Genomic DNA, 22269 nt, shown 5'->3' on the forward strand with positions numbered 1-22269 from the left:
TCGGGGCGGGCCCGCAAGATGGGCGGGTGAGCCGCTGCGCACCTCGCACGGGGATGGGGGCCGCATGAGCGAGCCCGGCAACGTCGAGCGGAACGTCCTCGGTGGTCCGCTCGAGCCCTGCAGCACCGACCCGATGACCGGCTTCTACCGCACGGGCTCCTGCAGCAGCGGGCCCGAGGACATCGGCAGCCACACCGTCTGCACGGTGGTGTCGGCGGAGTTCCTCGCGCTGCAGCGCGAGCTCGGCAACGACCTGTCGACCCCGCGCCCCGAGTACGGCTTCCCCGGCCTGCGTCCCGGCGACCGCTGGTGCGTGGTCGCCGCCCGGTGGCTGCAGGCCTACCAGGCGGGTGTGGCGGCCGGCGTCGTCCTCGCGGCGACCAACGCCCGCGCGCTCGACGTCGTCCCCCTCGAGGCCCTGCGCCAGCACGCGGTCGACGTCCCCGACGACCTCACCGGCCTCGACTGAGAGAGGACCCCCTCGCACCCCACCGCTCGCGAGCTCGCGGCGGGGCCCTGCGAGGGAGCCGCCAACCGCCGCACACGACGAGGAGACCCATGAGCGACCTGCTGGACCTGCCGGTGACCACCCTCCAAGGCGAGGAGACCACCGTGGGCGCACTCACCGGTGGCGGCCCGGCGCTGGTGGTGAACGTCGCCAGCCGGTGCGGCCTCACCCCGCAGTACACCCAGCTCGAGGCCCTGCAGCGGGAGTACGGACCCCGCGGGTTCACCGTCCTCGGCGCGCCGTGCAACCAGTTCATGGGCCAGGAACCGGGCACGGCCGAGGAGATCGCCAGCTTCTGCTCGGCCACGTTCGGCGTGACCTTCCCGATGACCGACAAACTCGAGGTCAACGGGCCCGGCGCGCACCCGCTCTTCCAGCGCCTGACCGAGGCTGCCGACGCCACCGGTGCGGCCGGCGAGGTCCAGTGGAACTTCGAGAAGTGGGTGGTCTCCGCCGACGGCGAGGTGGTCGCCCGGTTCCGCCCGCGGACGCAGCCCGACGCCCCCGAGGTCCGGCACGCCATCGAGCAGGTGCTGGGCCGGTGAGCGCCCCCGCAGAGCTGTCCTTCTGGTTCGACCCGGTCTGCCCCTTCGCCTGGATGACGAGCACGTGGGTCCGCCAGGTGTCCGCGCAGCGCGAGGTCGCGGTCGAGTGGCGGCTGATCTCGCTGCGGCTGCTGAACCGGCACGTCGACTACGACAGCCGGTTCCCGCCCGACTACGAGGCCGGCCACACCGCCGGCCTGCGCCTGCTGCGGGTCGCCGCGCGAGCCCGCGCGGAGCACGGCCCCGCCGTCCTGGACCCGCTCTACGCCGCCATGGGCCAGCGGGTCTTCGAGGACCCCACCGGCCAGCCGGCTCCCGAGCGCGCCACGAGCCGGGCCTTCGTCGGGGAGGTCCTGGCATCCGCCGGGCTGCCGGACGACCTCGCCGGCGCCCTCGACGACGAGTCGTGGGACGCGGGGATCCAGGCGGAGACCGACGAGGCGCTGCGGCTGACCGGGAAGGACGTCGGGACGCCGATCCTCCAGTTCGGCCCGCCCGACGGTCCGGCCTTCTTCGGCCCGGTCATCAGCCGCCGGCCCAGCGACGCCGACGCCGTCGAGCTCTGGGACCACGTCGTCGCCCTCGCGCGCTTCCCGGGCTTCGCCGAGCTCAAGCGCAGCCTGCGCGAGCGCCCCCAGCTGCCCGCCTTCGGCATCAGCCCGGGCGAGGCGGGCGTGCAGGAGGACTGGCACGGCGGCAGCCGCCGCCAGCACCGCTGAGCCGCCGGCGGCAGGCGCCCCGCGGCCGCTCCCCGCGCCGGTGGCGACCCTGCGGCTAAGGTGAGGCTCACCTATCCCCTGCTGTCCGCCTCCGGGAGCCGCTCGTGTCCTCGACGACCGACGCCGCTCCCCCGGCACCCGGCGGACTCGCCCCTCCCCGCCGCCGCGGGCTGCTGCGCGGGCCGGGTGGCCGGTCGCTGGCCGTCCTCGTGCTGCTGGTCCTCGTCGTGCTGGCCGCCGCCCTGAGCATCGCCGTCGGCACCCGCTCGATCGGCCTGGCCACCGTGTGGGAGGCCCTCACCCACCCGGGGCTGGCCACCGAGGAGGCGGTGATCGTCCACGAGCTGCGGCTGCCACGCACCGCGCTCGGGCTGATGGTCGGCCTGGCCCTCGGCGTCGCGGGCGCCCTCACCCAGGGCCACACGCGCAACCCGCTCGGCGACCCGGGGCTGCTCGGCGTCACCGCCGGGGCCTCGCTCGGCGTCGTCCTGGCGATCTGGCTGCTCGGCATCACCACACCGGCCGGCTACGTGTGGTTCGCCTTCGCCGGGGCGCTCGCCGGCACGGTCCTGGTCTTCGCCCTCGGCTCCGTCGGCCGCGGCGGCGCCACCCCGGTCACCCTGGCGCTGGCCGGCGCCGCGCTCTCGGCGCTGCTGTACGCGCTGGTCCGGGCGATCCTCGTCAGCGACTCCACCAGCCTCGACAGCTTCCGGTTCTGGGTGGTCGGAGCGCTGGCCGGCCGTGGCGCGGACATCGCCTGGCAGGTCGCGCCGTTCCTCGCTGCCGGGCTGGTCCTCGCGCTGCTCAACGCCCCCGCGCTGGACCTGCTGGGGCTCGGGGAGGACGTCGCCCGCGGGCTCGGCCAGCGGATCTGGCTGGCCCGCCTGGTCGGCCTGGCCGCGGTGACCCTGCTCTGCGGCGCGGCCACCGCCGCCTGCGGGCCCATCGCCTTCGTCGGGCTGGTCGTCCCCCACGTGGTCCGCGCCTTCACCGGTCCGGCCCACCGCTGGCTCGTCCCCTGCTCCGGCCTGCTCGGGGCCGCCTTCCTGCTGCTCGCCGACGTGCTCGGGCGGGTCGTGGCGCGTCCGGGCGAGGTGCAGGTCGGCATCGTCCTCGCCCTGCTGGGCGCGCCGTTCTTCATCGCGCTCATCCGCCGCCGCCGGCTGGCCGGGCCGTGACGGCGACCCTGGAACGGCCCGGGGAGACCGTCGTCCGCCTGGGCCCGGTGTCCGGCCGCATCCGCTGGCAGCAGCTGGCCGTGCCCGCCGCGGCCGCGGGCGTGGTCGTCCTGTTCGGCGCCCTGAGCCTGGGCCGCGGCGACTTCCCGATCGGCGTCGTGGACGTGCTGCGCACCCTCGTCGGCCTCGGCGAGGAGCGGCAGGAGTTCATCGTCCTGCAGTTGCGGGCGCCGCGGGTCGTCGTCGGTGCCCTCGTCGGGATCGCGTTCGGCGTGGCGGGCGCACTGTTCCAGACCTTCGCCCGCAACCCGCTGGCCTCCCCCGACGTCCTCGGGATCACCCAGGGTGCCTCGGTGGGGGCGGTCGCGGCGATCGTGCTCGGTGGCAGCGCCGGCGCGTCGGGAGTGCTCGGCGGGCTGGGGGTCCCGCTGGCCGCCCTGCTCGGCGCCCTGGTCACCGGCGTCCTGCTGTTCGTGCTGGCCTGGCGCCGCGGCGTCGACGGCTACCGCCTGGTCCTCGTCGGCATCGCGCTGTGGGCCGTCGCCTCGGCGCTCACCGACTGGCTGCTCACCCGGGCGGAGATCTACGACGCGGCGGCCGCCTACGTCTGGATCACCGGCTCGCTCAACGCCCGCACCTGGGGCCAGGCCGTTCCGCTCGCCATCGCCCTCGCCGTCCTGCTGCCACTGGCCCTGGCCACCAGCCGGGCGCTGGGCGTGCTGCAGTTCGGCGACGACACCGCCCGCGGTCTGGGGCTGCGGTTGGGCGCCACGCAGGCCGGGGTCGTCCTCGTCGCCGTGGCGCTCACCGCGGCCGCCGTCTCCGCCGCCGGCCCCATCTCCTACGTCGCGCTGGTGGTGCCCCAGATCGCCGTCCGGCTGACCGGGGGCTCGCGCCCGCCGCTGCTCGCCTCGGGCCTGCTGGGCGCGGCCCTCGTCCTCGGGGCGGACCTGCTCACCCGCACCGTCCTGCCCGACGCCCTGCCCGTCGGCATCCTCACCGCCGTCGTCGGCGCGCCCTACCTGCTCTGGCTCCTCGTCCGCGGAAGGCGGCGATCCACGCTGTGACCACCGTCGAGCACCCCCCGGCCACCGAGGCCGGACCGGTCCGTCTCGCCGCCGAGTCGGTCAGCCTCGCCTACGACGACCGGGTCGTCGTCCGCGACCTGGACCTGGAGCTCACCGACGGCTCCTTCACGGCGATCGTCGGCCCCAACGGCTGCGGCAAGTCCACCCTGCTGCGGGCGCTGGGCCGGCTGCTGCGGCCGGCCCGGGGCCAGGTGCTGCTCGACGGGCACGCCATCGCGAAGACACCGACCCGCGAGGTCGCCAAGGTGCTCGGCCTGCTGCCGCAGACGCCGGTCGCGCCCGAGGGGCTCACCGTGGCCGACCTGGTCGCCCGCGGCCGCCACCCGCACCAGTCCTGGCTCAGGCAGTGGTCGCGGGACGACGAGGCCGCCGTCGCCGAGGCCCTGGCCTGGACCGACATGAGCGACCTGGCCGACCGCCCGGTCGACGCCCTCTCCGGCGGTCAGCGCCAGCGCGCCTGGATCTCCATGGCGCTCGCGCAGGGCACCGACCTGCTGCTGCTCGACGAGCCCACCACCTACCTGGACCTCTCCCACCAGATCGACGTCCTGGAGCTGGTCAGCCGGCTGCACACCGAGCGGGGGCGCACGGTCGCGGTCGTGCTGCACGACCTCAACCTGGCGGCGCGGTACGCCCAGCGGCTGGTGGCCATGAAGGACGGCGTCCTCGTGGCCTCGGGCACGCCGGCGGAGGTGCTCACCGAGCAGCTGCTCGCCGACGTCTTCGACCTGGAGTCGCGGATCGTGCCCGACCCGGTGGCCGGGACGCCGATGGTGGTGCCGGTCCGCCGCCTCCGCTGAGCCGCCCGCGCCGGTGTCGGAAGCGACACCCCGTTCGGCGGACTCCCGACGTGGGTGTCGCTTCCGATACCGCTGGCAGGGAGGCGTTCAGCCCGCGACGCCCTGCCGCCAGTAGCCCATGAACGCCACCGCGTTGCGGGGGACACCCAGGTCGCCGACCAGGTGGCGGCGCAGCTGCTTGACGACGCCCGCCTCCCCGGCCAGCCACGCGTAGCAGCTGCTGGCGGCACCCCCCTCGGGGACCTCCCACAGCAGCTCTGAGTCGACGTCGACGTCCTCCAGGTCGGCCGCGGGCCGCCCGGAGGCCACGCCCAGCTCGCACAGGGCGGCGTGCACCGCCGGCACCAGCAGCGAGCCTCGGGCCGCGCCGTCGCGCGGCAGCCAGCGCACCGTCCCCCCGGCCGGGAGCGCGACGTTCATCGCGTCCCCGGCGGTCGGCACCTCCAGCAGCGCGGTCACCGACCGCGGACCGTCGCCGAGCGCCTCCAGGATCGCGCAGACCGCGGGGACGGCGGTCTCGTCGCCGGCCAGCAGCAGCGTGCGGGCCGTGGCGGGCGGCGCCCACTCGACACCCCACATCCGGCCGCGGCCGGGGCGGTCGGGCCCCAGCAGGACCACGCGGGCCCCCGGGACGGCCGAGGCCGCCCAGCGGGCGGCCGGGCCGGCGTGCCCGTCCTCGATGCCGTGCAGGACGAGGTCGACGTCGACCTCGCCGCGGTCGGGCCGGGCGGCGCGCACCGTGTAGGTGCGGATGTGCGGCCGCTGCTCCTCGGGCATCGCGCAGTACTCCGGGTACCAGGCCGACCCGCAGGCCATGAGCCGGCGCAGGCCGGCCGGGTCCCGGGCGAGCACCAGCTTGATCCGCTGGTCGTCGCCGGCGACGCCGAAGCCGGTGAGGTCCGGGCCGGCCAGGGTCAGCCGCACGAAGCTGGGCCCGAGCCGCCGCACGGTGGCGACGGAGGCCTGGAAGAAGGCCCAGCCCGGGGCGGTCACGACCTCCTGCTGCGCGGTCGCCGTCACGGCCGGCCCTCCGATCTGCGGCGGGCCAGCCCCTTGCGGCACCCGACTAAGGCAAGGCTAACCTGAGCCCCCGCTCCGGAGGAACACCCCCCGTCCCACCTGCGAGGAGAACCGTTGCCCCGTACGCCACGCCGCCTGATCGGCGCCTCCCTCACCCTGGCCGCACTGCTCGCCGCCCCCGGCTGCGCCGGCGACGACCCCGCCGGCACCAGCGCCTCGGGGGAGGGCGGCTGGGAGTTCACCGACGACCTCGGCACCACCGTCGAGCTCGGCGAGGCCCCGACCCGCGTCGCCGGGCTCAACGACGTCGTCTCCTCGCTGTGGAACTACGGCGTCGAGCCGGTCGCCTCCTGGGGGCAGACCTCCGCCGCGGAGGACGTCGCCTTCGAGGGCAAGGACCTCGGCGACCTGGCGATCGTCGGCACCAGCTACGGCCAGATCGACCTCGAGGCGCTGGCCGCCGCCGACCCCGACCTCGTCGTCACCTCGGCGTACCCGGTGGACTCCTCCGGCACCATCGACCGGACCCAGCCCCTGTACGGCTTCGAGTCGATCGAGCAGCAGGAGCAGGTCGCCGCGATCGCGCCGATCGTCGCCATCACCTGGGGCGGGTCGGCGGCCGACGTCATCGACCGCACCCTCGAGCTGGCCGAGTCGCTCGGCGCCGACGACGCGCTGGTCGACGCCGCGCGGGAGGACTACGAGGCGGCGTCCACCGCCCTGACCGAGGCCGCGGCGAGCGGCGTCACCGTGCTGCCGGTGTACGCCACCCCGAGCGACGGCTGGTGGATGGGCAAGGCCGCCGACGACCCCTCGCTGCACCTCTACCAGGACCTCGGCGTGCAGTTCGTCGACCCCGGCGGTGACGGCTACTTCTGGCACAGCGTGGGCTGGGAGGAGGTCCCGAACCACCCGAGCGACGTGATCCTCTACTCGCTGCGGCTGAGCATGGCGCCGGAGGAGTTCGCGGCCCAGCCGACCGCCGCGCTGCTGCCCGCCGTCCAGAACGGGCAGCTCTACCCGTGGAAGTACCTCGGCATGGACTACACCGCCCAGGCCGAGTACATGCAGGAGTTGGCCGGCTACCTCCGCGAGGCCCGCAAGCTCACCTGAGCCCGGACCGGAGGGGGTCTGCGCGGGGTGACCCGCACAGGTCCCCTCAGCTCAGGACGGGACGACGGTCTCGGGGACCGGTGCCCGGGCGGGCGCCGGGGCCGGGGAGGCTGCGCCCCGGGCGGTCTGCGCCAGCCCGATGCCCACCAGGACGACGAACCCGCCGAGCACCTGCCACCCCGAGAGCACCTGCTCGACCCACAGCCAGGCCACGACCGAGGCGAACACCGGCTCGACGGTCGCCACCAGCCCGGCCGTCGTCGGCGACAGGTGGCGCAGCGCGGCGACCGACAGCCAGAAGGGCACCATCGCCCCGAGGACGACGATCCAGGCGACCAGCACCCACAGCGGGACCTGGAGCGCGCCGACCGACAGCGGGACCGGCTCGGCCAGCACGCCGGCCTCGAACGACCACCACGGCGCCGCGACCGACCAGAACAGCGCCGCGGCCACAAAGCTCCAGCAGGTCAGCGCCACCGGGTCGCGCGTGGCCGTCCCCCGCTCGCCCATCAGGTAGTACGTCGCCAGGCACACCGCCGCGGTCAGCGCCGCCGCGACCCCGAGCGGGTCCAGCCCGCCACCGCCCTGCCACACCTCGGCCACGAAGACCAGCCCGGACAGCGACAGCAGCAGGGCCAGCCACAGCCGGCCACGCACCCGCTCACCGCGGACCAGCCAGACGTACAGGGCGATCAGCACCGGCGCGGTCATCTCGAACACGAGCGCGATGCCGACCGGCAGCCGGCCGATCGCCACGTAGTAGAGGAACTGGGTGAGCGCGACGCCGACCACGCCGAACCCGGCGAGGAAGGGCACCTCGCGCCAGGAGACCCGCAGCCGTCGCGGGGCCACGACGGCCAGGACGGCGAGCAGGCCGAGGGCCGCACCGGCGCAGCGCAGCGCGGTCAGCCGGGTCGGCGGGATGCCGGCCTGCAGCGCGAGCGTGGACACCGTGCCGTTGACCGCGAACAACCCCGCGGCGGCGACGGTGGCGGCGTATCCGAGGGCAGGCCGGCGCACGGACGCCGAATGTAGTCCCCGTCGGGGCTCGTGCCCCCTACCGACCCCCGGTGGCGGCACGCGTCGCCTCGAAGCGCTGCCGCACGCGGAACCCGCGGCCGTCCTCGTCCTCCTCCGCGCGCCAGCGGAAGGACCGCGGGCCGACCTCCGAGAAGACCCAGCGCAGCCGCGTCCCGTCCCGCTCACCCTCCAGGGCCAGCCCGTCGGCGGTCGGGCGGGCGGTGAACGGGATGACCCACCCGCGCGCCGGGCCGTGCCAGGTCGAGCGGTAGGCGCCCAGCGCCGCGTCCCAGAACCGCAGGCTCAGCCCCCACTCGCCGTCGGGCGCACCGGCGGCCCGGGACGCCCGGGACGGGCTGATCCAGACGTCGGCCAGCGCCCGCCCGTCGAGCGCCCAGCCGAAGTGCCACTCGCCGTCCCGGACGCTCTGGGTGCCGTCCGGGGCGATGTCGACCACCCGCAGGTCCCAGCTGCCGACCAGCGGGACGAACACCGCGAGCCGGTCGGCGAGCTCCGGCCGGGGCCCCGCCGCCGCGAAGACCCCGGCCAGCACCTCCGCGGGGTTCACTGCACGGACGCCGGGTCCATCCACACGACCTCCCAGACGTGCCCGTCCGGGTCGGTGAAGCTGGCGCCGTACATGGACCCGTGGTCCTGGGCCGGCAGCCAGGGCTTGCCGCCGGAGGCCAGGGCACGCTCGACGAGCTGGTCGACCTCCTCGCGGCTGCCGGCCGACAGCGCGGCCAGCTGCGTGGTCGCCGCGGACGGGTCGCCGACCTCCCCCGCCACGAAGTCCGCGAAGCGGTCCCGGGCGAGCAGCACCACGACGATGTTCTCCTCGATCACGACCGAGGCGGTCCCCTCGTCGGAGAACTGCTCGTTGAAGGAGGACCCGAGGCCGCCGTAGAAGGCCTTCGCCGCGGCCAGGTCGCTCACGGGCAGGTTCACGAAGATCCTCCGCACGGTGGTCTCCCGGCGTCCGGGGGGCCCGGCCGGCCCCGTCGCGAGTAGGACGGGGCCGCCCGGGGGAACTCATCGTCCGCCGTGCTCGGGTACCGGGGAGCCCACGCCGCGCACGCCGCGGTCACCGTCCTCCGCCCGGTGCTCGACGGTCCCCACCGGGCTGTCCGGCACGCCGTCCCCGTCGAGGTCCGGCGCCGGCTCGACGACGAGCACGAAGTCCTCGCCGTGCCGGGTGATGCCCTCGACGACGGCCTGCTCGACCGCCTCGACCGCGACCGTGCGGCGCAGCACCAGCGGGTCGGAACGCACGTCCTTGGCCAGCGACACCGCCAGCCCCACCATCACCAGCGCGAAGGGCAGCGCGGCGATGATCGTCAGGTTCTGCAGGCCGGTGAGCGCCTCGTCCCCACCGACCAGCAGCATGATCGCGGCCACCGCCCCCATGACGACGCCCCAGAACACCACGATGGCCCGGCTCGGCTCGATCGTCCCCCTCTCCGAGAGCGACCCCATGACGATCGACGCGGCGTCGGCGCCGGACACGAAGAAGATCGCCACGAGCACCATGACCAGCACGGTCATCACCGTGGCCAGCGGGAAGGTCCCCAGGACGCCGAACAGCTGCCCCTCCGCGGTCGCCTGCCCGGCGACGTCCTCCCCACCGCGCTGGGCGGCGATGCCCGCGCCGCCGAAGACGGCGAACCAGACCAGGCTGACCACGCTGGGGACCAGCAGCACACCGGTGACGAACTGCCGGATGGTGCGGCCGCGGCTGATCCGGGCGATGAACAACCCGACGAACGGCGTCCAGCTGATCCACCAGGCCCAGTAGAAGACCGTCCAGCCGCGCAGCCACTCGGCCGTGGCGTCGCCGCCGGTGGCCTCGGTCCGGGCGGCCATCTGCCCCAGGTCGGCGAAGTAGTTGCCGATCGTCGTCGGCAGCAGGTTGAGGATGAACACCGTCGGGCCGACGACGAACACGAAGACGGCCAGGACCAGGGCCAGCACCATGTTGGTGTTGGCCAGCCACTGGATGCCCTTGGCGACGCCGGAGACCGCCGAGGCGACGAACGCGGCGGTCAGGACGGCGATGACGACCACGAGCAGGCCGTTGCCGACGTCCCCGGCCCAACCCAGGATCTGCATGCCGCTGCCGATCTGCAGCGCGCCCAGCCCCAGCGAGGCCGCGGAGCCGAAGAGTGTGGCGAAGATCGCCAGGACGTCGATCGTCCGCCCGGCCCAGCCCTCGGTGCGCCGGGTGCCGAACAGGGGGGCGAACGCGGCGCTGATCAGCTGCCGGCGACCGCGGCGGAAGGTCCCGTAGGCGATGGCCAGCCCGACGACGGCGTAGATCGCCCACGGGTGCAGCGACCAGTGGAACAGCGTCGTGGCCATGGCCGTCTGCACGGCCTCGGGCGTCTCGGCGGCCACCGTCCGCGGCGGTGGGGAGACGTAGTGGCTCAGCGGTTCGCTGACGCCGAAGAACATCAGCCCGATCCCCATGCCCGCGCTGAACATCATCGCCACCCAGGACACCGTGCGGAACTCCGGCGCCTCGTCGTCCCGGCCCAGCGGGATCCGGCCGTACCGGCCGGCGGCCAGCCACAGGACGAAGACGACGAAGGCCGACGCGAGCAGCACGAACAACCAGCCGAGGTTGGTCTCCACCCACTCCAGCGCGGTGCCGCTGGTCGTGCCGAGCCCCTGCGGGCTCAGGAAGCCCCAGGCGACGAAGGCCAGGGCGAGGACGGCGGCGACCCCGAACACGACGCGGTCCAGTGAGCCGCCGCGGTCGGCGGCCAGCGGGGGCGGTGGGGCGACGGCCGGGTGGGTCCCGGTGCCGGTGGACTGGTGCGGTGGTGCGGGTGTTCTCGTCACGGTGTGCGCGGCGCCGGGTTCGGCGCTCCTCCTCTGGATCGACGACGGACGTGCCGCCACCCCGAGGAGGCAGCCGGCAACCCCTCCACCGTCCGCACGCGGGTCGGTGGGTGCAAACTCGCCGTGATCTGAGCGACGCCGCCGCAGGGCGGTCGGGGGCCTGTGTGCCCCCTCCGCCTCCCGGGCACACCCCCCGGGTGCCGCTGATGGAGCCGGGGAGGACAGCACCGTGACCGAGACCCGGCCCCCGTGGTCGTCCCGACGCCGGAAACTGCTGCTCTGGCTGGGGGTGGGCGCCGTCCTCGGCGTCCTGGGGTCGCTCGTGCTGCCCGCCCAGTACGGGGTCACGGCACTGTTCCTCGGCGGGCTCTGCGGCTTCCTGCTCGCCGCGGCGATCGTGGTGTTCCTCACCATCCCCGGTCCGGACACGCTCGCGCAGCTGTTGCGCCTGCCGCCCCTGGCCGGCGCGGTGTTCGTCGTCGCGGTCCTGCTGGCGCTCTCCAACCCCGCCGGCGACCTGCGCTGGCTGTGGGTCGTCACCGCGGTCGCGGCCGCGGCGTGGGCGGCCTTCGCCGTCTGGGAGACCCGTCGCACCGGCAGCTGACGGCCGTCCGGCCGCGAGGGCGCCGGCGGGGCGCGGCCCGCCGCCCGGGCGCACTGCAGGCGGGACCGGCGGCGACACTGCCGGCATGGACGTGCCGACGCCGGACCTGCCCACAGCGCTGTACGAGCCCGCCGACGGCGGGTACCGGGCCACCGCCCTGACCATCGGCCCCTGGGACCCGGGTCTGCAGCACGCCGGCCCACCCGCGGCGCTGCTGGCGCGCGAGGCCGAGCGGGCCGGCGGGATCGCCGGCGGCCAGACCGTGCGGCTGGCCTTCGACATCCTCGCCCCGGTCCCGGTGGGACCGGTCGCGGTGAGCGCGCGGGTGCTGCGCCCGGGACGGCGGATCGAGCTGGTGGAGGCCGCGCTGACCGCCGGCGACCCGACCCGGCCGCTCATGCGCCTGACCGCCTGGCGGATGCGCACCGGGGAGTCCGCCGCCACGCCCCGGCCCGCCCCCGCCATCCCGGGCCCGGAGGAGAGCCGCGCGGAGACCGCGGACTTCTTCGCCACCGACGTCGCCTACCACCGGGCCCTGGAGTGGCGGTTCGCCTCGGGCTCGTTCAACGCCCCCGGCCCCGCGGCGGCGTGGACCCGGCCGCTGTGCACGCTGGTCGACGGCGAGCCGATGACGCCGCTGCAGCACCTGCTGGTGATGACCGACGCGGCCAGCGGCGTCTCCGCCGTCCTGGACTGGACCCGGGCCACGTTCGCCAACGTCGACCTCACCGTCGCGCCGGTCCGTCCGCCGTCCGGCGACTGGCTGGGCCTGGACGCGGCCACGACGATCGGGCCGGCCAGCGCGGCGCAGTGCTTCGCCGACCTGTACGACACCACCGGCCCGATCGGCCGCTCCACGCAGTCACTGTTCGTCGAGTCACGTTGAGCGGGGGCGGGTTGGCGCGGCGGCCCGCGCTTGGGGAGGCTGGAGCGTGATGGCCCCACTCGACACACTGCTCACCTGGCTCGCCGGCCGCGGGCTGGAGATCGTCCTCATCGTCCTCGGCTCGGTGCTGATGGCCCGTTTCGTCGCCTGGGTCGGGGAGCGGATCACCTCCCGGATCGACGCCCGCGCCACCGGCGGCGACGCGCTGGTCCGCTCCGAGGCCGCCAAGCACCGGCACTCGCTGACCCAGGTGATCACCTGGACGCTGATCGTGCTGATCTACGCGATCGCGGTGTTCTTCGTCCTGGACCGCGCCGGCATCCCCATCGGTGGACTCGTGGCCCCCGCGACCGTGCTCGGCGTCGGGCTGGGCTTCGGCGCCCAGCGGGTCGTCGGGGACGTGCTGGCGGGCTTCTTCATCATCACCGAGCGGCAGTACGGCTTCGGTGACGTCGTCGCGATCCAGGTGGTCGGCGGCGGCGACGAGGCCACCGGCACCATCGAGGACGTCACCCTCCGCGTCACCCGGCTGCGCTCCCCCAACGGCGAGGTGATCACCCTGCCCAACGGGCAGATCGTCAAGGTCACGAACCTCTCCCGCGACTGGGCCCGTGCGGTCATCGACGTCCCGGTGCCGACGTCCATGGACGTCAACCGGGTCAACGAGATCCTCCGCGAGGTGGGCGCCGAGGCCTTCCGCGACCAGCGGATGCGCCCCCTGCTCCTCGACCCGCCCAGCGTCATGGGCGTGGAGACGCTCGACCTCGAGCAGGTGAACGTCCGGATGGTCGCCCGCACGCTGCCCGGCAAGCAGTTCGAGGTGGGCCGCGACCTGCGCGCCCGCATCGTGCTGGCCTTCCACCGCGAGGGCATGAACCTGCCCGCGCCGACCGCGAACGCACCGTCGGGCGAGCTCTCCGGCGCCGGTGGGGACGGTGTCCGGTGACCCCGCGGCACAGCGACGGCCAGGAGGGCACGCGCCAGATGCCCACGCTCAGCACGGGGGAGACGCCCGCGGTGAGCACGGCACCACCCCCGGGCCTCCGGCAGCGGTGGTGGTCGGCGGTGCCCCACCACCTCGGCCGGGCGCGCACGTCGACCGCCGTCCTCGCCGTCCTGTTCCTCGCGATCGGCACGCTGTACCTGTACGTGCGGCCCGAGACGACCGCCTCGACCTCCGTCGACCCGGCCGGCGGCACCAGCGTGCCGGCACAGGAGGACTCCCGGCCCGCCGCGCCGACCGAGACCACCGTGCCGACGGAGACCTCCGAGCCGACGGAGACCAGCGAGCCCACTCCCGAGCCGGACACCGAGACCACGACCCCGTCCCGGACCTCCTCGGCACCGGCCACGACGACGCAGCAGGCGCCGCGGCAGCAGCAGCAGGAGGAGCCCGAGCCGACGACCGAGGAGGAGGAGCCGACGACGGCACCGGACGAACCGGAGACCACGGAGGCGCCCGTCCCGACGGGCCGCCCGGTCCCGACCGCCACCACCGGGCCGTGACCGGGCCCACGCACCGCCCTCCGCAAGGGGCCTCGCCGCGCCACGCCCGCGCCCAGCAGGGCAAGATCAGCACCCCGCACCTCGAACACCCAGGTGCCCGTGGAGGGAGACAACCCGTGGCCATCCGACACCTGACCCGGCGCGGACGGGCGGCAGTCGCTGCCGCCGCCGGCCTCACCCTCGTCCTCGCCGGGTGCGGGGACGACTCCGGCGGTGACGCCGGGAGCGGTGGAGGCGGCGGGAGCGGGGACGCGGCGGCGACCAGCGAGCCCCTGCCCAGCGTCGAGGCCGACCAGGCGCTGGCCGACCGGGTGCCGCCGGCGGTCGCGGAGGACGGCGTGATCACCGTGGGCAGCGACACCAGCTACGCGCCCAACGAGTTCATCGCCGAGGACGGCGAGACCATCGTCGGCTTCGACGTCGACCTGTTCACCCTCGTCGCGCAGAAGCTGGGCCTGGAGGCGCAGTTCGAGACCGCCGCCTTCGACTCGATCATCGCCGGGGTGGGCTCGGGCCGCTACGAGGTGGGCGTCTCGTCGTTCACGATCAACCCCGAGCGGCTGCAGCAGGCCAACATGGTCAGCTACTACGAGGCCGGCACCCAGTGGGCGACCAAGGCCGGCAACCCCGAGGGGGTCGACCCGGACAACGCCTGCGGGCTGACCATCGCCGTCCAGAAGGCCACCGTGCAGGTCGAGGACCTCACCGCCCGGTCGGACGCCTGCGAGGCCGCCGGCGAGGAGCCGATCACGATCAACCAGTACGACCTGCAGAGCGACGCCACCGCGGCGATCGTCTCGGGCGCCGCGGTCGCCGGCCTCGCCGACTCCCCGATCATGGCCTACGCGGTGCAGCAGACCAACGGCCAGCTCGAGCTGCTCGGCGACATCTACGACGCCGCGCCCTACGGCTACGTGGTGGCCCAGGACCAGGCCGACTTCGCCCAGGCGGTCGCCGACGCCGTCCAGGCGCTCATCGACGACGGCACCTACACCGAGGTGCTCTCGCGGTGGGGCGTCGAGGACGGCGCCATCGACGACCCGACGGTGAACCCCACCGTCGGCTGACCCGGAGCCCCCGTCATGGCCGCCGACACGACGGCCCGGCCGGCACCGCCCGAGCAGATCCGGGCGGTGCCGGTCCGGCACCCCGGCCGCTGGATCGCCACCGCCGTCATCGCGGTGCTGGCGGCGATGTTCGTCCACATGCTGGTCACCAACCCGGTGTTCCAGTGGGGCTTCATGTTCGACAACATGTTCAGCCCGCCGGTGCTCCGCGGGGCCCGGACGACACTGGTCATGACCGTGCTGGCGATGCTGCTGGGCGTCGTGCTCGGCATCGTCCTGGCGGTCATGCGGCTCTCGCCCAACCCGGTCGTGTCCGGCGCGGCCTGGACCTACATCTGGATCTTCCGCGCCATCCCGCGGATCGTGCTGCTGTTCTTCGTCGCCAACCTCGGCGCGCTCTACGCCACCTACGAGTTCGGCTTCCCCTTCGACCGGCAGCTGATGGACCTGTTCGGCTTCGACGCGGACCTGCGACTGTTCGGCCTGAACGGCAACCAGATCTTCACCGGCTTCGTCGCCGGGCTGATCGGGCTGGCGCTGTCCGAGGGCGCCTACATGGCCGAGATCGTGCGGGCCGGCATCCAGTCGGTCGACCCCGGCCAGGCGGAGGCGGCCAGCGCGCTGGGCATGAGCCGGGGCACGACCCTGCGCCGGATCGTGCTGCCGCAGGCGATGCGGGTGATCATCCCGCCGACCGGCAACGAGACGATAGCCATGCTCAAGGACACCTCCCTGCTCATCGCCGTCCCGGTGAGCGCGGAGCTGAACTTCCAGCTGCGGGCGATCGGCAGCCGCACCTTCCAGATCATCCCGATGGCCGTCGCCTCGATCCTCTGGTACGTGGCCCTGGCCAGCCTGCTCATGGTCGGCCAGTACTTCCTGGAGCGGCGGTTCAGCCGGGGCGTCGGCTCGCGGGAGACCCGGGCACAGCGCGCCGCCCGCCGGGCGGCCGACGTGGGGAGCTCGAAGTGACCGGCAACGGGCAGGCCATGGTCCGCGCCGAGGGCGTGCACAAGTCCTTCGGCTCCGTCGAGGTGCTCCGGGGCATCGACCTCGAGGTCGCGCCGGGCGAGGTGGTCTGCGTCATCGGGCCGTCCGGCTCGGGCAAGTCGACCTTCCTGCGCTGCATCAACCACCTGGAGAAGATCGACTCCGGACGGCTGTGGGTCGACGGCCACCTCGTGGGCTACCGCGAGCGGGGCGGCAAGCTGCACGAGCTCCGGGACAGGGAGGTCGCCGCGCAGCGCCGGGACATCGGCATGGTCTTCCAGCGGTTCAACCTCTTCCCGCACATGACGGCGCTGGAGAACGTCATCGAGGCGCCCACGCGGGTGAAGGGTGTGCGCAAGGAGGTGGCGCGGCAGCGGGGCATCGAACTCCTGGAGCGGGTCGGGCTCGGCGAGCGCGTGCACAACTACCCGAACCAGCTCTCCGGGGGGCAGCAGCAGCGGGTGGCGATCGCCCGGGCGCTGGCGATGGAGCCCAAGCTCATGCTCTTCGACGAACCGACGTCGGCGCTGGACCCGGAGCTGGTGGGCGAGGTCCTCGACGTCATGCGCGGCCTGGCCGAGTCGGGGATGACGATGATCGTCGTCACCCACGAGATGGGCTTCGCCCGCGAGGTGGGCGACACGCTGGTCTTCATGGACGAGGGCGTGGTGCTGGAGGCCGGCGACCCCCGGCGGGTGCTCAGCGACCCGCAGCACCCGCGCTGCCAGGCGTTCCTGTCCAAGGTGCTCTGAGCCGCGGCCTCACCAGGACGTCACCACCGTGATGCCGGGGGTGCGGCCCACCTCGGTCAGCGCCGCCGCGGCGTCGTCGAGGGACAGCTCCCGGGTGACCAGCCGCTGCGGGGCCAGCCGGCCCGCGGCGATGAGGCCCAGCAGCCCGGGATAGGCGTGCGCGGCCATGCCGTGGCTGCCCAGCAGCTGCAGCTCCAGGGCGATCACCCGATCCATCGGCACCGCGGGCCTCCCCTGGGCCGGTGGCAGCAGCCCGACCTGCACGTGCCGGCCGCGCGGGCGCAGGCACCGGACGGAGTTCTCGCAGGTGACCGCGGCGCCGAGCGCGTCGAGGGAGACGTGCGCCCCGCCGCCGGTCAGCTCCGCGACCGCCGCGACGACGTCCCCTCCGCCACCCACCGTGGACTCCGCGCCGAGCTGCCGCGCGAGCTCCCGGGCCCCCGTGGAGACGTCGACGGCGACCACGCGGGCACCCGCGGCGGCGGCGACCTGCACCGCGGAGAGCCCCACGCCGCCGCAGCCGTGCACGGCCACCCACTCGCCGGGGCGCACCGCGGCGACCTGCACGACCGCGCGGAAGGCGGTGGCGTACCGGCAGCCCAGGCTCGCCGCGGTCGTCTCGTCGAGCTCCTCGGGCAGGCCCACCAGGTTGACGTCGGCGGCGTCCAGGGCGACGTGCTCGGCCAGCGAGCCCCAGGAGGTGAAGCCGGGCTGGGTCTGGCGCGGGCAGACCTGGTGGTCCCCGGCGGCGCACTGGGCGCACCGGCCGCAGGCGTTGACGAACGGCACGGTGACCCGGTCCCCCACCCGCCACCGGCGGACGCCGGCACCGACCGCGGCCACCGTGCCGGCCAGCTCGTGCCCGGGCACGTGCGGCAGGACGACGTCGGGGTCGTGGCCCTGCCAGGCGTGCCAGTCGCTGCGGCAGATCCCGCTGGCACCGACCCGCACGACGACGCCGTCCGGGGCGGGGTCGGGAACGGGCACCTCCCGCACGGTCAGCGGGCCGCCGAAGCTGTCGAAGACGAGTGCGCGCACGGCGCCAGCCTGCCGGACCGCCGCGGGACCGCCCTCGCGGCCCGGGCCCGGCCGGGCGCAGGCGCAGGTGGGGGGCGTGTGCCCCGCCGGCGCCACCTGCCTAGGATCACGCCTGGCTCACGAGAGGCAGTGCGAAGCACCTGGCTGGCTGCCCGGCAACCTCGACTCCGTCCGAGGTGCTCCAGGGGAAGAGCCGGTCGGTCGGCGCCCGCCGTCCGGCAAGGACGGAGATCCCCGTGCGCCGCGGGGTCTCCCGACGAGAGGAGACCGGCGCATGACCGACCCGCAGAGCTGGAGCTTCGAGACCCGGCAGATCCACGCCGGTACGAGCCCGGACCCGACGACCGGCGCCCGCGCCCTGCCGATCTACGCGACGACGAGCTACCAGTTCCGCGACGCCCAGCACGCCGCTGACCTGTTCGCGCTGGCCGAGATGGGCAACATCTACACCCGGATCATGAACCCGACGCAGGACGCGCTGGAGCAGCGCGTCGCCTCGCTGGAGGGCGGCGTCGCGGCGCTGGCCGTCTCCAGCGGGCAGGCCGCCGAGACCCTCGCGATCCTCAACATCGCCGAGGCCGGCAGCCACGTCGTCGCCTCCGCCTCCCTGTACGGCGGCACGTACAACCTGCTGCACCACTCGCTGCCCAAGCTGGGCGTCAGCGTCTCCTTCGTCGAGGACCCCGACGACCCGGAGAACTGGCAGTCGCTGGTGCAGGAGAACACCAAGGCCTTCTACGCCGAGTCGATCGGCAACCCGAAGGGCGACGTGCTCGACATCAGCGCGGTGGCGGAGGTGGCCCACCGCAACGGCGTCCCGCTGATCGTCGACAACACCATCGCCACGCCCTACCTGATCCGGCCGATCGAGTTCGGCGCCGACGTCGTCGTGCACTCGGCGACCAAGTACCTGGGCGGTCACGGCACCGCGATCGCCGGCCTCATCGTCGACTCGGGCAACTTCGACTGGCGGAACGGCAGGTTCCCCGGCTTCACCGAGCCCGACCCCACCTACCACGGCGTCGTCTACGCCGACCTGGGCGCCCCGGCCTACGCCCTCAAGGCGCGCGTGCAGCTGCTGCGCGACCTGGGCCCGGCCATCTCCCCGTTCAACGCCTTCCTCGTGGTCCAGGGCATCGAGACCCTGTCGCTGCGCATGGAGCGGCACGTGGCCAACGCCCAGCGGGTCGCGGAGTTCCTCGAGGGCCACGACGCGGTCGACCGGGTCAACTACCCCGGGCTGCCGTCGTCCCCCTGGCACGCGGCGCAGCAGAAGTACGCACCGCGCGGCGCCGGCGCCGTCCTCACCTTCGAGCTGCACGGCGGGGTGGAGGCCGGCAAGCGGTTCGTCGACGCGCTGGAGCTGCACAGCCACGTGGCCAACATCGGCGACGTCCGCAGCCTGGTGATCCACCCGGCGTCGACGACGCACTCCCAGCTGACCCCGGAGGAGCAGCTGACCACCGGCGTCACCCCCGGGCTGGTGCGGCTGGCCGTCGGCCTCGAGGGGATCGACGACATCCTCGCCGACCTGGAGGCCGGCTTCCGCGCGGCCAAGGAGGCCTGAGGTGGGCGGGGCCCGGGTCGCGTCCTGGGCCCCGCTCCGCCCCGGCGGCTGGCGGGAGGGCGACCCGGTCGGCGACCGGGTCTTCCTCGCCCTGCCCGGGCCGTTCCCGCTGGAACGCGGCGGGCAGCTGCCGGCGGTGCGGGTCGCCTACGAGACCTGGGGGACGCTGGCGCCCGACGGCGGCAACGCCGTCCTGGTGGAGCACGCGCTCACCGGTGACAGCCACGTCGCCGGCCCCGCCGGGCCCGGCCACCCGACGCCGGGGTGGTGGGACGGGCTGGTGGGGCCCGGGGCGCCGCTGGACACCGACCGGTTCTTCGTCGTCTGCGCCAACGTGCTCGGCGGCTGCCAGGGGACGACGGGGCCCTCGTCCCCCGCGCCGGACGGCGCCCCTCACGGCTCCCGCTTCCCGGCCGTCACCGTGCACGACCAGGTGCGGGTGGAGGTGGCGCTCGCCGACTCCCTGGGCATCGACCGCTGGGCGGCGGTGCTCGGCGGCTCGATGGGCGGGATGCGGGCGCTGGAGTGGGCCGTGGCGCTGCCCGAGCGGGTGGGTGCGCTGTTCTTCCTCGCCTCGGCCGCCGCGGTGAGCGCCGACCAGCTGGGCACGCAGACCACCCAGCAGGCGGCGATCCTCGCCGACCCGGCCTGGGCCGGCGGGGACTACCTGCCCGGCCCCGGCCCCGTGGCGGGGCTGGGGGTGGCCCGCCGGATCGCCCACCTCACCTACCGCAGCCCCGGGGAGCTCGACGAGCGGTTCGGCACGGTCGTCCAGGACGACGGCCGCTACGCCGTCGCCTCCTACCTCGACCACCACGCGGCCAAGCTGGCCCGCCGGTTCGACCCGGGCAGCTACGTGGTGCTGACCGAGGCCATGAACTCCTGGGACGTCGGCCGGGGACGCGACGGGATCGCGGCAGCGCTGTCGCGGGTGACCGCGCGCGCGGTCGTGGCCGGCGTCGACAGCGACCGGCTGTACCCGCTGGCGCAGCAGGAGCAGGTGGCCGAGGGGCTGGGCGTGCCGCTGCGGGTCCTCTCCTCGCCGTACGGGCACGACGGGTTCCTCATCGAGCTCGACGCCGTCGGCGCGCTGGTGCGGGAGCTGCTGGGGACCTGATCATCCAACAGTGCGCGACCGATCGGACCAGCGCTCGTTGCGCCAGGTCGTGGGGACCCGCATCCGACCCTGGTGGTGGCTCGTCGTCGTGGCCGCGGTCGGCGCCGCCGTGCTGACCGCCGCGACGGGCAACGCACCCGAACGCACCGAGCCCCTCGCGTTCGGGGTCACCACACCCGGCGGGGCGCGGGCGGCCGGCGAGGTGGACGCGGTCGAGGCCGCCACGGGGGAACGCCCCTCGCTGGTCGTGGTCTACGTCGACTTCACCGCTGCACCCCCGGTCGGCGACCTGGACGCCATCGCCGCGCGAGGGGCCACACCCGTCGTCACCTGGGAGCCGTGGGATGCCGCTGACCCCGGGAACCCCGTCTTCGCGCCGGCGCACTTCGCAGCGGGCGCGCACGACGCGTACCTCCAGCAGTGGGCCGACGCGCTGCGCGACTGGGGACGCCCGGTGCTGCTGCGCTTCGCCCACGAGCAGAACGGGGACTGGTACCCGTGGGCGGTGGGTGTGGGTGGCACCACCGCGCCGGACCACATCGCGTACGGGTTCCAGAAGCGGGTCGACGCGGCCGGCCGGCGCCTGGTCGACGCGGACGTCACCGCGCTGGAGACCGACCTCGCCGAGATCGCCGCCCTCTCCGCGGAGCTGGATGCCGAGGAGGGAGGCCCGGCCGAGCTGGACCGGGCGGCGCTGAGCCGGCTGGCGCACCGGGACTGGTCACCACTCGGTGCGGTCGTGACGGTGCGCACGCTGGTGCGGGCCATCGACGTGGACCGGGACGACGAGGCGCAGCCGCTCATGCCGATGGCGACCATCTCGGTGACCGAGGACATGGCGACCTGCATGCGGCTGCACGCGCTGGGCTGGCGCACCGTCTACCACCACGAGACCCTCGCCCTGGGACTGGCACCGGAGGACCTCGGCACCATGCTCACCCAGCGGCTGCGGTGGGCCCAGGGCACGGTCCAGGTGATGCTGCGGGAGAACCCGCTGGTGCAGCGCGGCCTCACCGTGGCCCAGCGGCTCATGTACTGGCCACGATGTGGAGCTACCTGTCCGGGTTCGCGGCCGTGGTCTACTTCGCCGCCCCGGTCGTCTACCTGGTCAGCGGGGTCCTGCCGGTGCAGGCCCTGTCGGCCGACTTCTTCCTCCGCCTGCTGCCCTTCCTGGCGGTCACCCAGCTGCTCTTCTACCTGATCGGCCGGGGCAAGCGGAGCTGGCGCGGGCCGCAGTACTCCCTCGCGCTGTTCCCGGTGTGGATCCGGTCGGTGACCACGGCCGTCGGCAACGTGGTGCTCGGCCGGAGCCTGGGCTTCGCGGTGACGCCGAAGGAGCGGCAGTCGGTCACCCGGCGCCCGTGGCACCTCGTCCGGCCGCAGCTGGCCGTCATGGGGCTGTTGTCGGCCGCCGCGGTCGTGGGGACCGTCCGGACGGCCACCGGTGCCGCGTCGGAGCTCGGCACGGCCGTCAACCTGGTGTGGGTCGCCTTCGACCTCGCCGTCCTCAGTGTGATCATCAAGGCCGTCCGCCACCGCGGACCCGAGGAGCGACCCGCGGAGGCGGCCGCATGACCGAGTTCGAGACCGAGACCACCGACAGCCGCATCGGCGTGGTGCGGCCCCTGGGCCGGCTCAACATGGTGGCTGCGCCCCGGCTGCGGTCACTGGTGGGCGAGCTCGTGGCCGGGGGACGCCGCGGATCGTCGTGGACCTCTCCCGGACCGAGTCGATGGACTCGTCGGGGCTGGGAGCGCTGATCGCGGGACTCAAGACCGCCCGTCAGGCCGGGGGCGACCTGCGCATCGCCGCCGCCGGTGAGCAGGTCGAGGCCGTGCTGGAGCTGACCAACCTCCGGAAGGTGCTGCGGCCCCGCCCGGACGTCGCCAGCGCCTTCGCCGGCGACTGAG

The 22269-nt window shown here is 74.7% G+C and carries 26 protein-coding genes and 1 riboswitch; of the genes, 20 read left to right on the forward strand and 6 right to left on the reverse strand.

What is annotated here, in order from left to right; translation table 11 throughout:
* The first annotated feature begins 64 nt into the window (after positions 1–64).
* The 6 genes from ACI79I_RS16060 (at position 65) to ACI79I_RS16085 (ending at position 4838) form a co-directional block, all read left to right on the forward strand.
* Entirely contained in the window at positions 65–469 is a 405-nt protein-coding gene (locus ACI79I_RS16060; RefSeq protein ID WP_456945799.1) for a DUF2237 family protein, read from the forward strand.
* A gap of 89 nt (positions 470–558) precedes the next feature.
* The gene (locus ACI79I_RS16065) at positions 559–1053 is read left to right on the forward strand and encodes a glutathione peroxidase (protein WP_456993315.1); all 495 of its coding nucleotides are present in this window, start codon (positions 559–561) and stop codon (positions 1051–1053) included.
* Positions 1050–1772 (forward strand): mycothiol-dependent nitroreductase Rv2466c family protein, encoded by a 723-nt coding sequence (locus ACI79I_RS16070; protein ID WP_456993316.1) that lies wholly within the window; start codon positions 1050–1052, stop codon positions 1770–1772. Before ACI79I_RS16065 ends, ACI79I_RS16070 begins: the two co-directional genes overlap by 4 nt.
* A 104-nt stretch (positions 1773–1876) precedes the next feature.
* A complete protein-coding gene (locus ACI79I_RS16075; protein WP_456993317.1) occupies positions 1877–2950 on the forward strand; it encodes a FecCD family ABC transporter permease in 1074 nt (357 codons plus the stop codon).
* Complete coding sequence (locus ACI79I_RS16080; protein WP_456993318.1) at positions 2947–4017, forward strand: FecCD family ABC transporter permease; 1071 nt, start codon at positions 2947–2949, stop codon at positions 4015–4017. Before ACI79I_RS16075 ends, ACI79I_RS16080 begins: the two co-directional genes overlap by 4 nt.
* Positions 4014–4838, forward strand: a complete 825-nt coding sequence (locus ACI79I_RS16085; RefSeq protein ID WP_456993319.1) for an ABC transporter ATP-binding protein — start codon at positions 4014–4016, stop codon at positions 4836–4838. Before ACI79I_RS16080 ends, ACI79I_RS16085 begins: the two co-directional genes overlap by 4 nt.
* A gap of 87 nt (positions 4839–4925) precedes the next feature.
* Here the strand turns inward: ACI79I_RS16085 and ACI79I_RS16090 are convergent, their stop codons facing one another.
* A complete protein-coding gene (locus ACI79I_RS16090) occupies positions 4926–5858 on the reverse strand; it encodes a siderophore-interacting protein (protein WP_456993320.1) in 933 nt (310 codons plus the stop codon).
* A gap of 114 nt (positions 5859–5972) precedes the next feature.
* Between ACI79I_RS16090 and ACI79I_RS16095 the strand changes: the two genes are divergently transcribed.
* The gene (locus ACI79I_RS16095) at positions 5973–6971 is read left to right on the forward strand and encodes an ABC transporter substrate-binding protein (RefSeq protein ID WP_456993321.1); all 999 of its coding nucleotides are present in this window, start codon (positions 5973–5975) and stop codon (positions 6969–6971) included.
* A gap of 51 nt (positions 6972–7022) precedes the next feature.
* On the opposite strand, the gene ACI79I_RS16100 is transcribed toward ACI79I_RS16095, so the two are convergent.
* From ACI79I_RS16100 to ACI79I_RS16115, 4 genes are all read right to left on the reverse strand, one after another.
* The gene (locus ACI79I_RS16100) at positions 7023–7991 is read right to left on the reverse strand and encodes an EamA family transporter (protein WP_456993323.1); all 969 of its coding nucleotides are present in this window, start codon (positions 7989–7991) and stop codon (positions 7023–7025) included.
* A gap of 37 nt (positions 7992–8028) precedes the next feature.
* Complete coding sequence (locus ACI79I_RS16105; protein ID WP_456993324.1) at positions 8029–8559, reverse strand: hypothetical protein; 531 nt, start codon at positions 8557–8559, stop codon at positions 8029–8031.
* A complete protein-coding gene (locus ACI79I_RS16110) occupies positions 8556–8939 on the reverse strand; it encodes a VOC family protein (protein ID WP_456993325.1) in 384 nt (127 codons plus the stop codon). The genes ACI79I_RS16105 and ACI79I_RS16110 overlap by 4 nt, the downstream gene beginning before the upstream one ends.
* 84 nt (positions 8940–9023) lie before the next feature.
* Positions 9024–10832, reverse strand: coding sequence for a BCCT family transporter (locus tag ACI79I_RS16115; RefSeq protein ID WP_456993326.1), 1809 nt, complete (start codon positions 10830–10832; stop codon positions 9024–9026).
* Positions 10833–11061: 229 nt separating this feature from the next.
* On the opposite strand from ACI79I_RS16115, the gene ACI79I_RS16120 reads away from it, so the two are divergent.
* From ACI79I_RS16120 to ACI79I_RS16150, 7 genes are all read left to right on the forward strand, one after another.
* A complete protein-coding gene (locus tag ACI79I_RS16120) occupies positions 11062–11436 on the forward strand; it encodes a hypothetical protein (RefSeq protein ID WP_456993327.1) in 375 nt (124 codons plus the stop codon).
* Between the two features lie 85 nt (positions 11437–11521).
* Positions 11522–12322 carry a thioesterase family protein gene (locus tag ACI79I_RS16125; RefSeq protein ID WP_456993328.1) on the forward strand — a complete coding sequence of 267 codons (801 nt, stop codon included), beginning with the start codon at positions 11522–11524 and terminating at the stop codon, positions 12320–12322.
* A 49-nt stretch (positions 12323–12371) separates the two neighbouring features.
* Positions 12372–13268, forward strand: a complete 897-nt coding sequence (locus ACI79I_RS16130; RefSeq protein ID WP_456993329.1) for a mechanosensitive ion channel family protein — start codon at positions 12372–12374, stop codon at positions 13266–13268.
* Complete coding sequence (locus ACI79I_RS16135) at positions 13265–13828, forward strand: hypothetical protein (RefSeq protein WP_456993330.1); 564 nt, start codon at positions 13265–13267, stop codon at positions 13826–13828. The genes ACI79I_RS16130 and ACI79I_RS16135 overlap by 4 nt, the downstream gene beginning before the upstream one ends.
* Before the next feature lie 116 nt (positions 13829–13944).
* A complete protein-coding gene (locus ACI79I_RS16140) occupies positions 13945–14895 on the forward strand; it encodes an ABC transporter substrate-binding protein (RefSeq protein WP_456993331.1) in 951 nt (316 codons plus the stop codon).
* A 15-nt stretch (positions 14896–14910) separates the two neighbouring features.
* Positions 14911–15867, forward strand: a complete 957-nt coding sequence (locus ACI79I_RS16145; protein ID WP_456993332.1) for an amino acid ABC transporter permease — start codon at positions 14911–14913, stop codon at positions 15865–15867.
* Positions 15864–16637 (forward strand): amino acid ABC transporter ATP-binding protein, encoded by a 774-nt coding sequence (locus ACI79I_RS16150; RefSeq protein WP_456993333.1) that lies wholly within the window; start codon positions 15864–15866, stop codon positions 16635–16637. Before ACI79I_RS16145 ends, ACI79I_RS16150 begins: the two co-directional genes overlap by 4 nt.
* A 9-nt stretch (positions 16638–16646) precedes the next feature.
* Here the strand turns inward: ACI79I_RS16150 and ACI79I_RS16155 are convergent, their stop codons facing one another.
* Positions 16647–17675: a zinc-dependent alcohol dehydrogenase family protein gene (locus tag ACI79I_RS16155; RefSeq protein ID WP_456993334.1), complete on the reverse strand. Its 1029-nt coding sequence runs from the start codon at positions 17673–17675 to the stop codon at positions 16647–16649.
* Positions 17676–17790: 115 nt separating this feature from the next.
* A riboswitch (SAM riboswitch) is annotated at positions 17791–17906 on the forward strand.
* 43 nt (positions 17907–17949) lie between these two features.
* On the opposite strand from ACI79I_RS16155, the gene ACI79I_RS16160 reads away from it, so the two are divergent.
* From ACI79I_RS16160 to ACI79I_RS16185, 6 genes are read left to right on the forward strand one after another with little or no spacing between them, the layout of a single operon-like run.
* Complete coding sequence (locus tag ACI79I_RS16160) at positions 17950–19242, forward strand: bifunctional o-acetylhomoserine/o-acetylserine sulfhydrylase (RefSeq protein WP_456993335.1); 1293 nt, start codon at positions 17950–17952, stop codon at positions 19240–19242.
* Between the two features lies 1 nt (position 19243).
* Positions 19244–20359, forward strand: a complete 1116-nt coding sequence (gene metX / locus ACI79I_RS16165; protein ID WP_456993336.1) for a homoserine O-acetyltransferase MetX — start codon at positions 19244–19246, stop codon at positions 20357–20359.
* 10 nt (positions 20360–20369) lie between these two features.
* On the forward strand, positions 20370–21560 hold the full coding sequence (locus tag ACI79I_RS16170) for a glycosyltransferase family 2 protein (RefSeq protein ID WP_456993337.1): 1191 nt from the start codon (positions 20370–20372) through the stop codon (positions 21558–21560).
* Positions 21485–21934 (forward strand): hypothetical protein, encoded by a 450-nt coding sequence (locus tag ACI79I_RS16175; protein WP_456993338.1) that lies wholly within the window; start codon positions 21485–21487, stop codon positions 21932–21934. Before ACI79I_RS16170 ends, ACI79I_RS16175 begins: the two co-directional genes overlap by 76 nt.
* Entirely contained in the window at positions 21931–22119 is a 189-nt protein-coding gene (locus ACI79I_RS16180; protein WP_456993339.1) for a hypothetical protein, read from the forward strand. Before ACI79I_RS16175 ends, ACI79I_RS16180 begins: the two co-directional genes overlap by 4 nt.
* Complete coding sequence (locus ACI79I_RS16185) at positions 22068–22268, forward strand: STAS domain-containing protein (RefSeq protein WP_456993340.1); 201 nt, start codon at positions 22068–22070, stop codon at positions 22266–22268. Before ACI79I_RS16180 ends, ACI79I_RS16185 begins: the two co-directional genes overlap by 52 nt.
* The last annotated feature ends 1 nt before the right edge of the window (position 22269 follow it).

Source organism: Geodermatophilus sp. SYSU D01105, assembly GCF_054050095.1.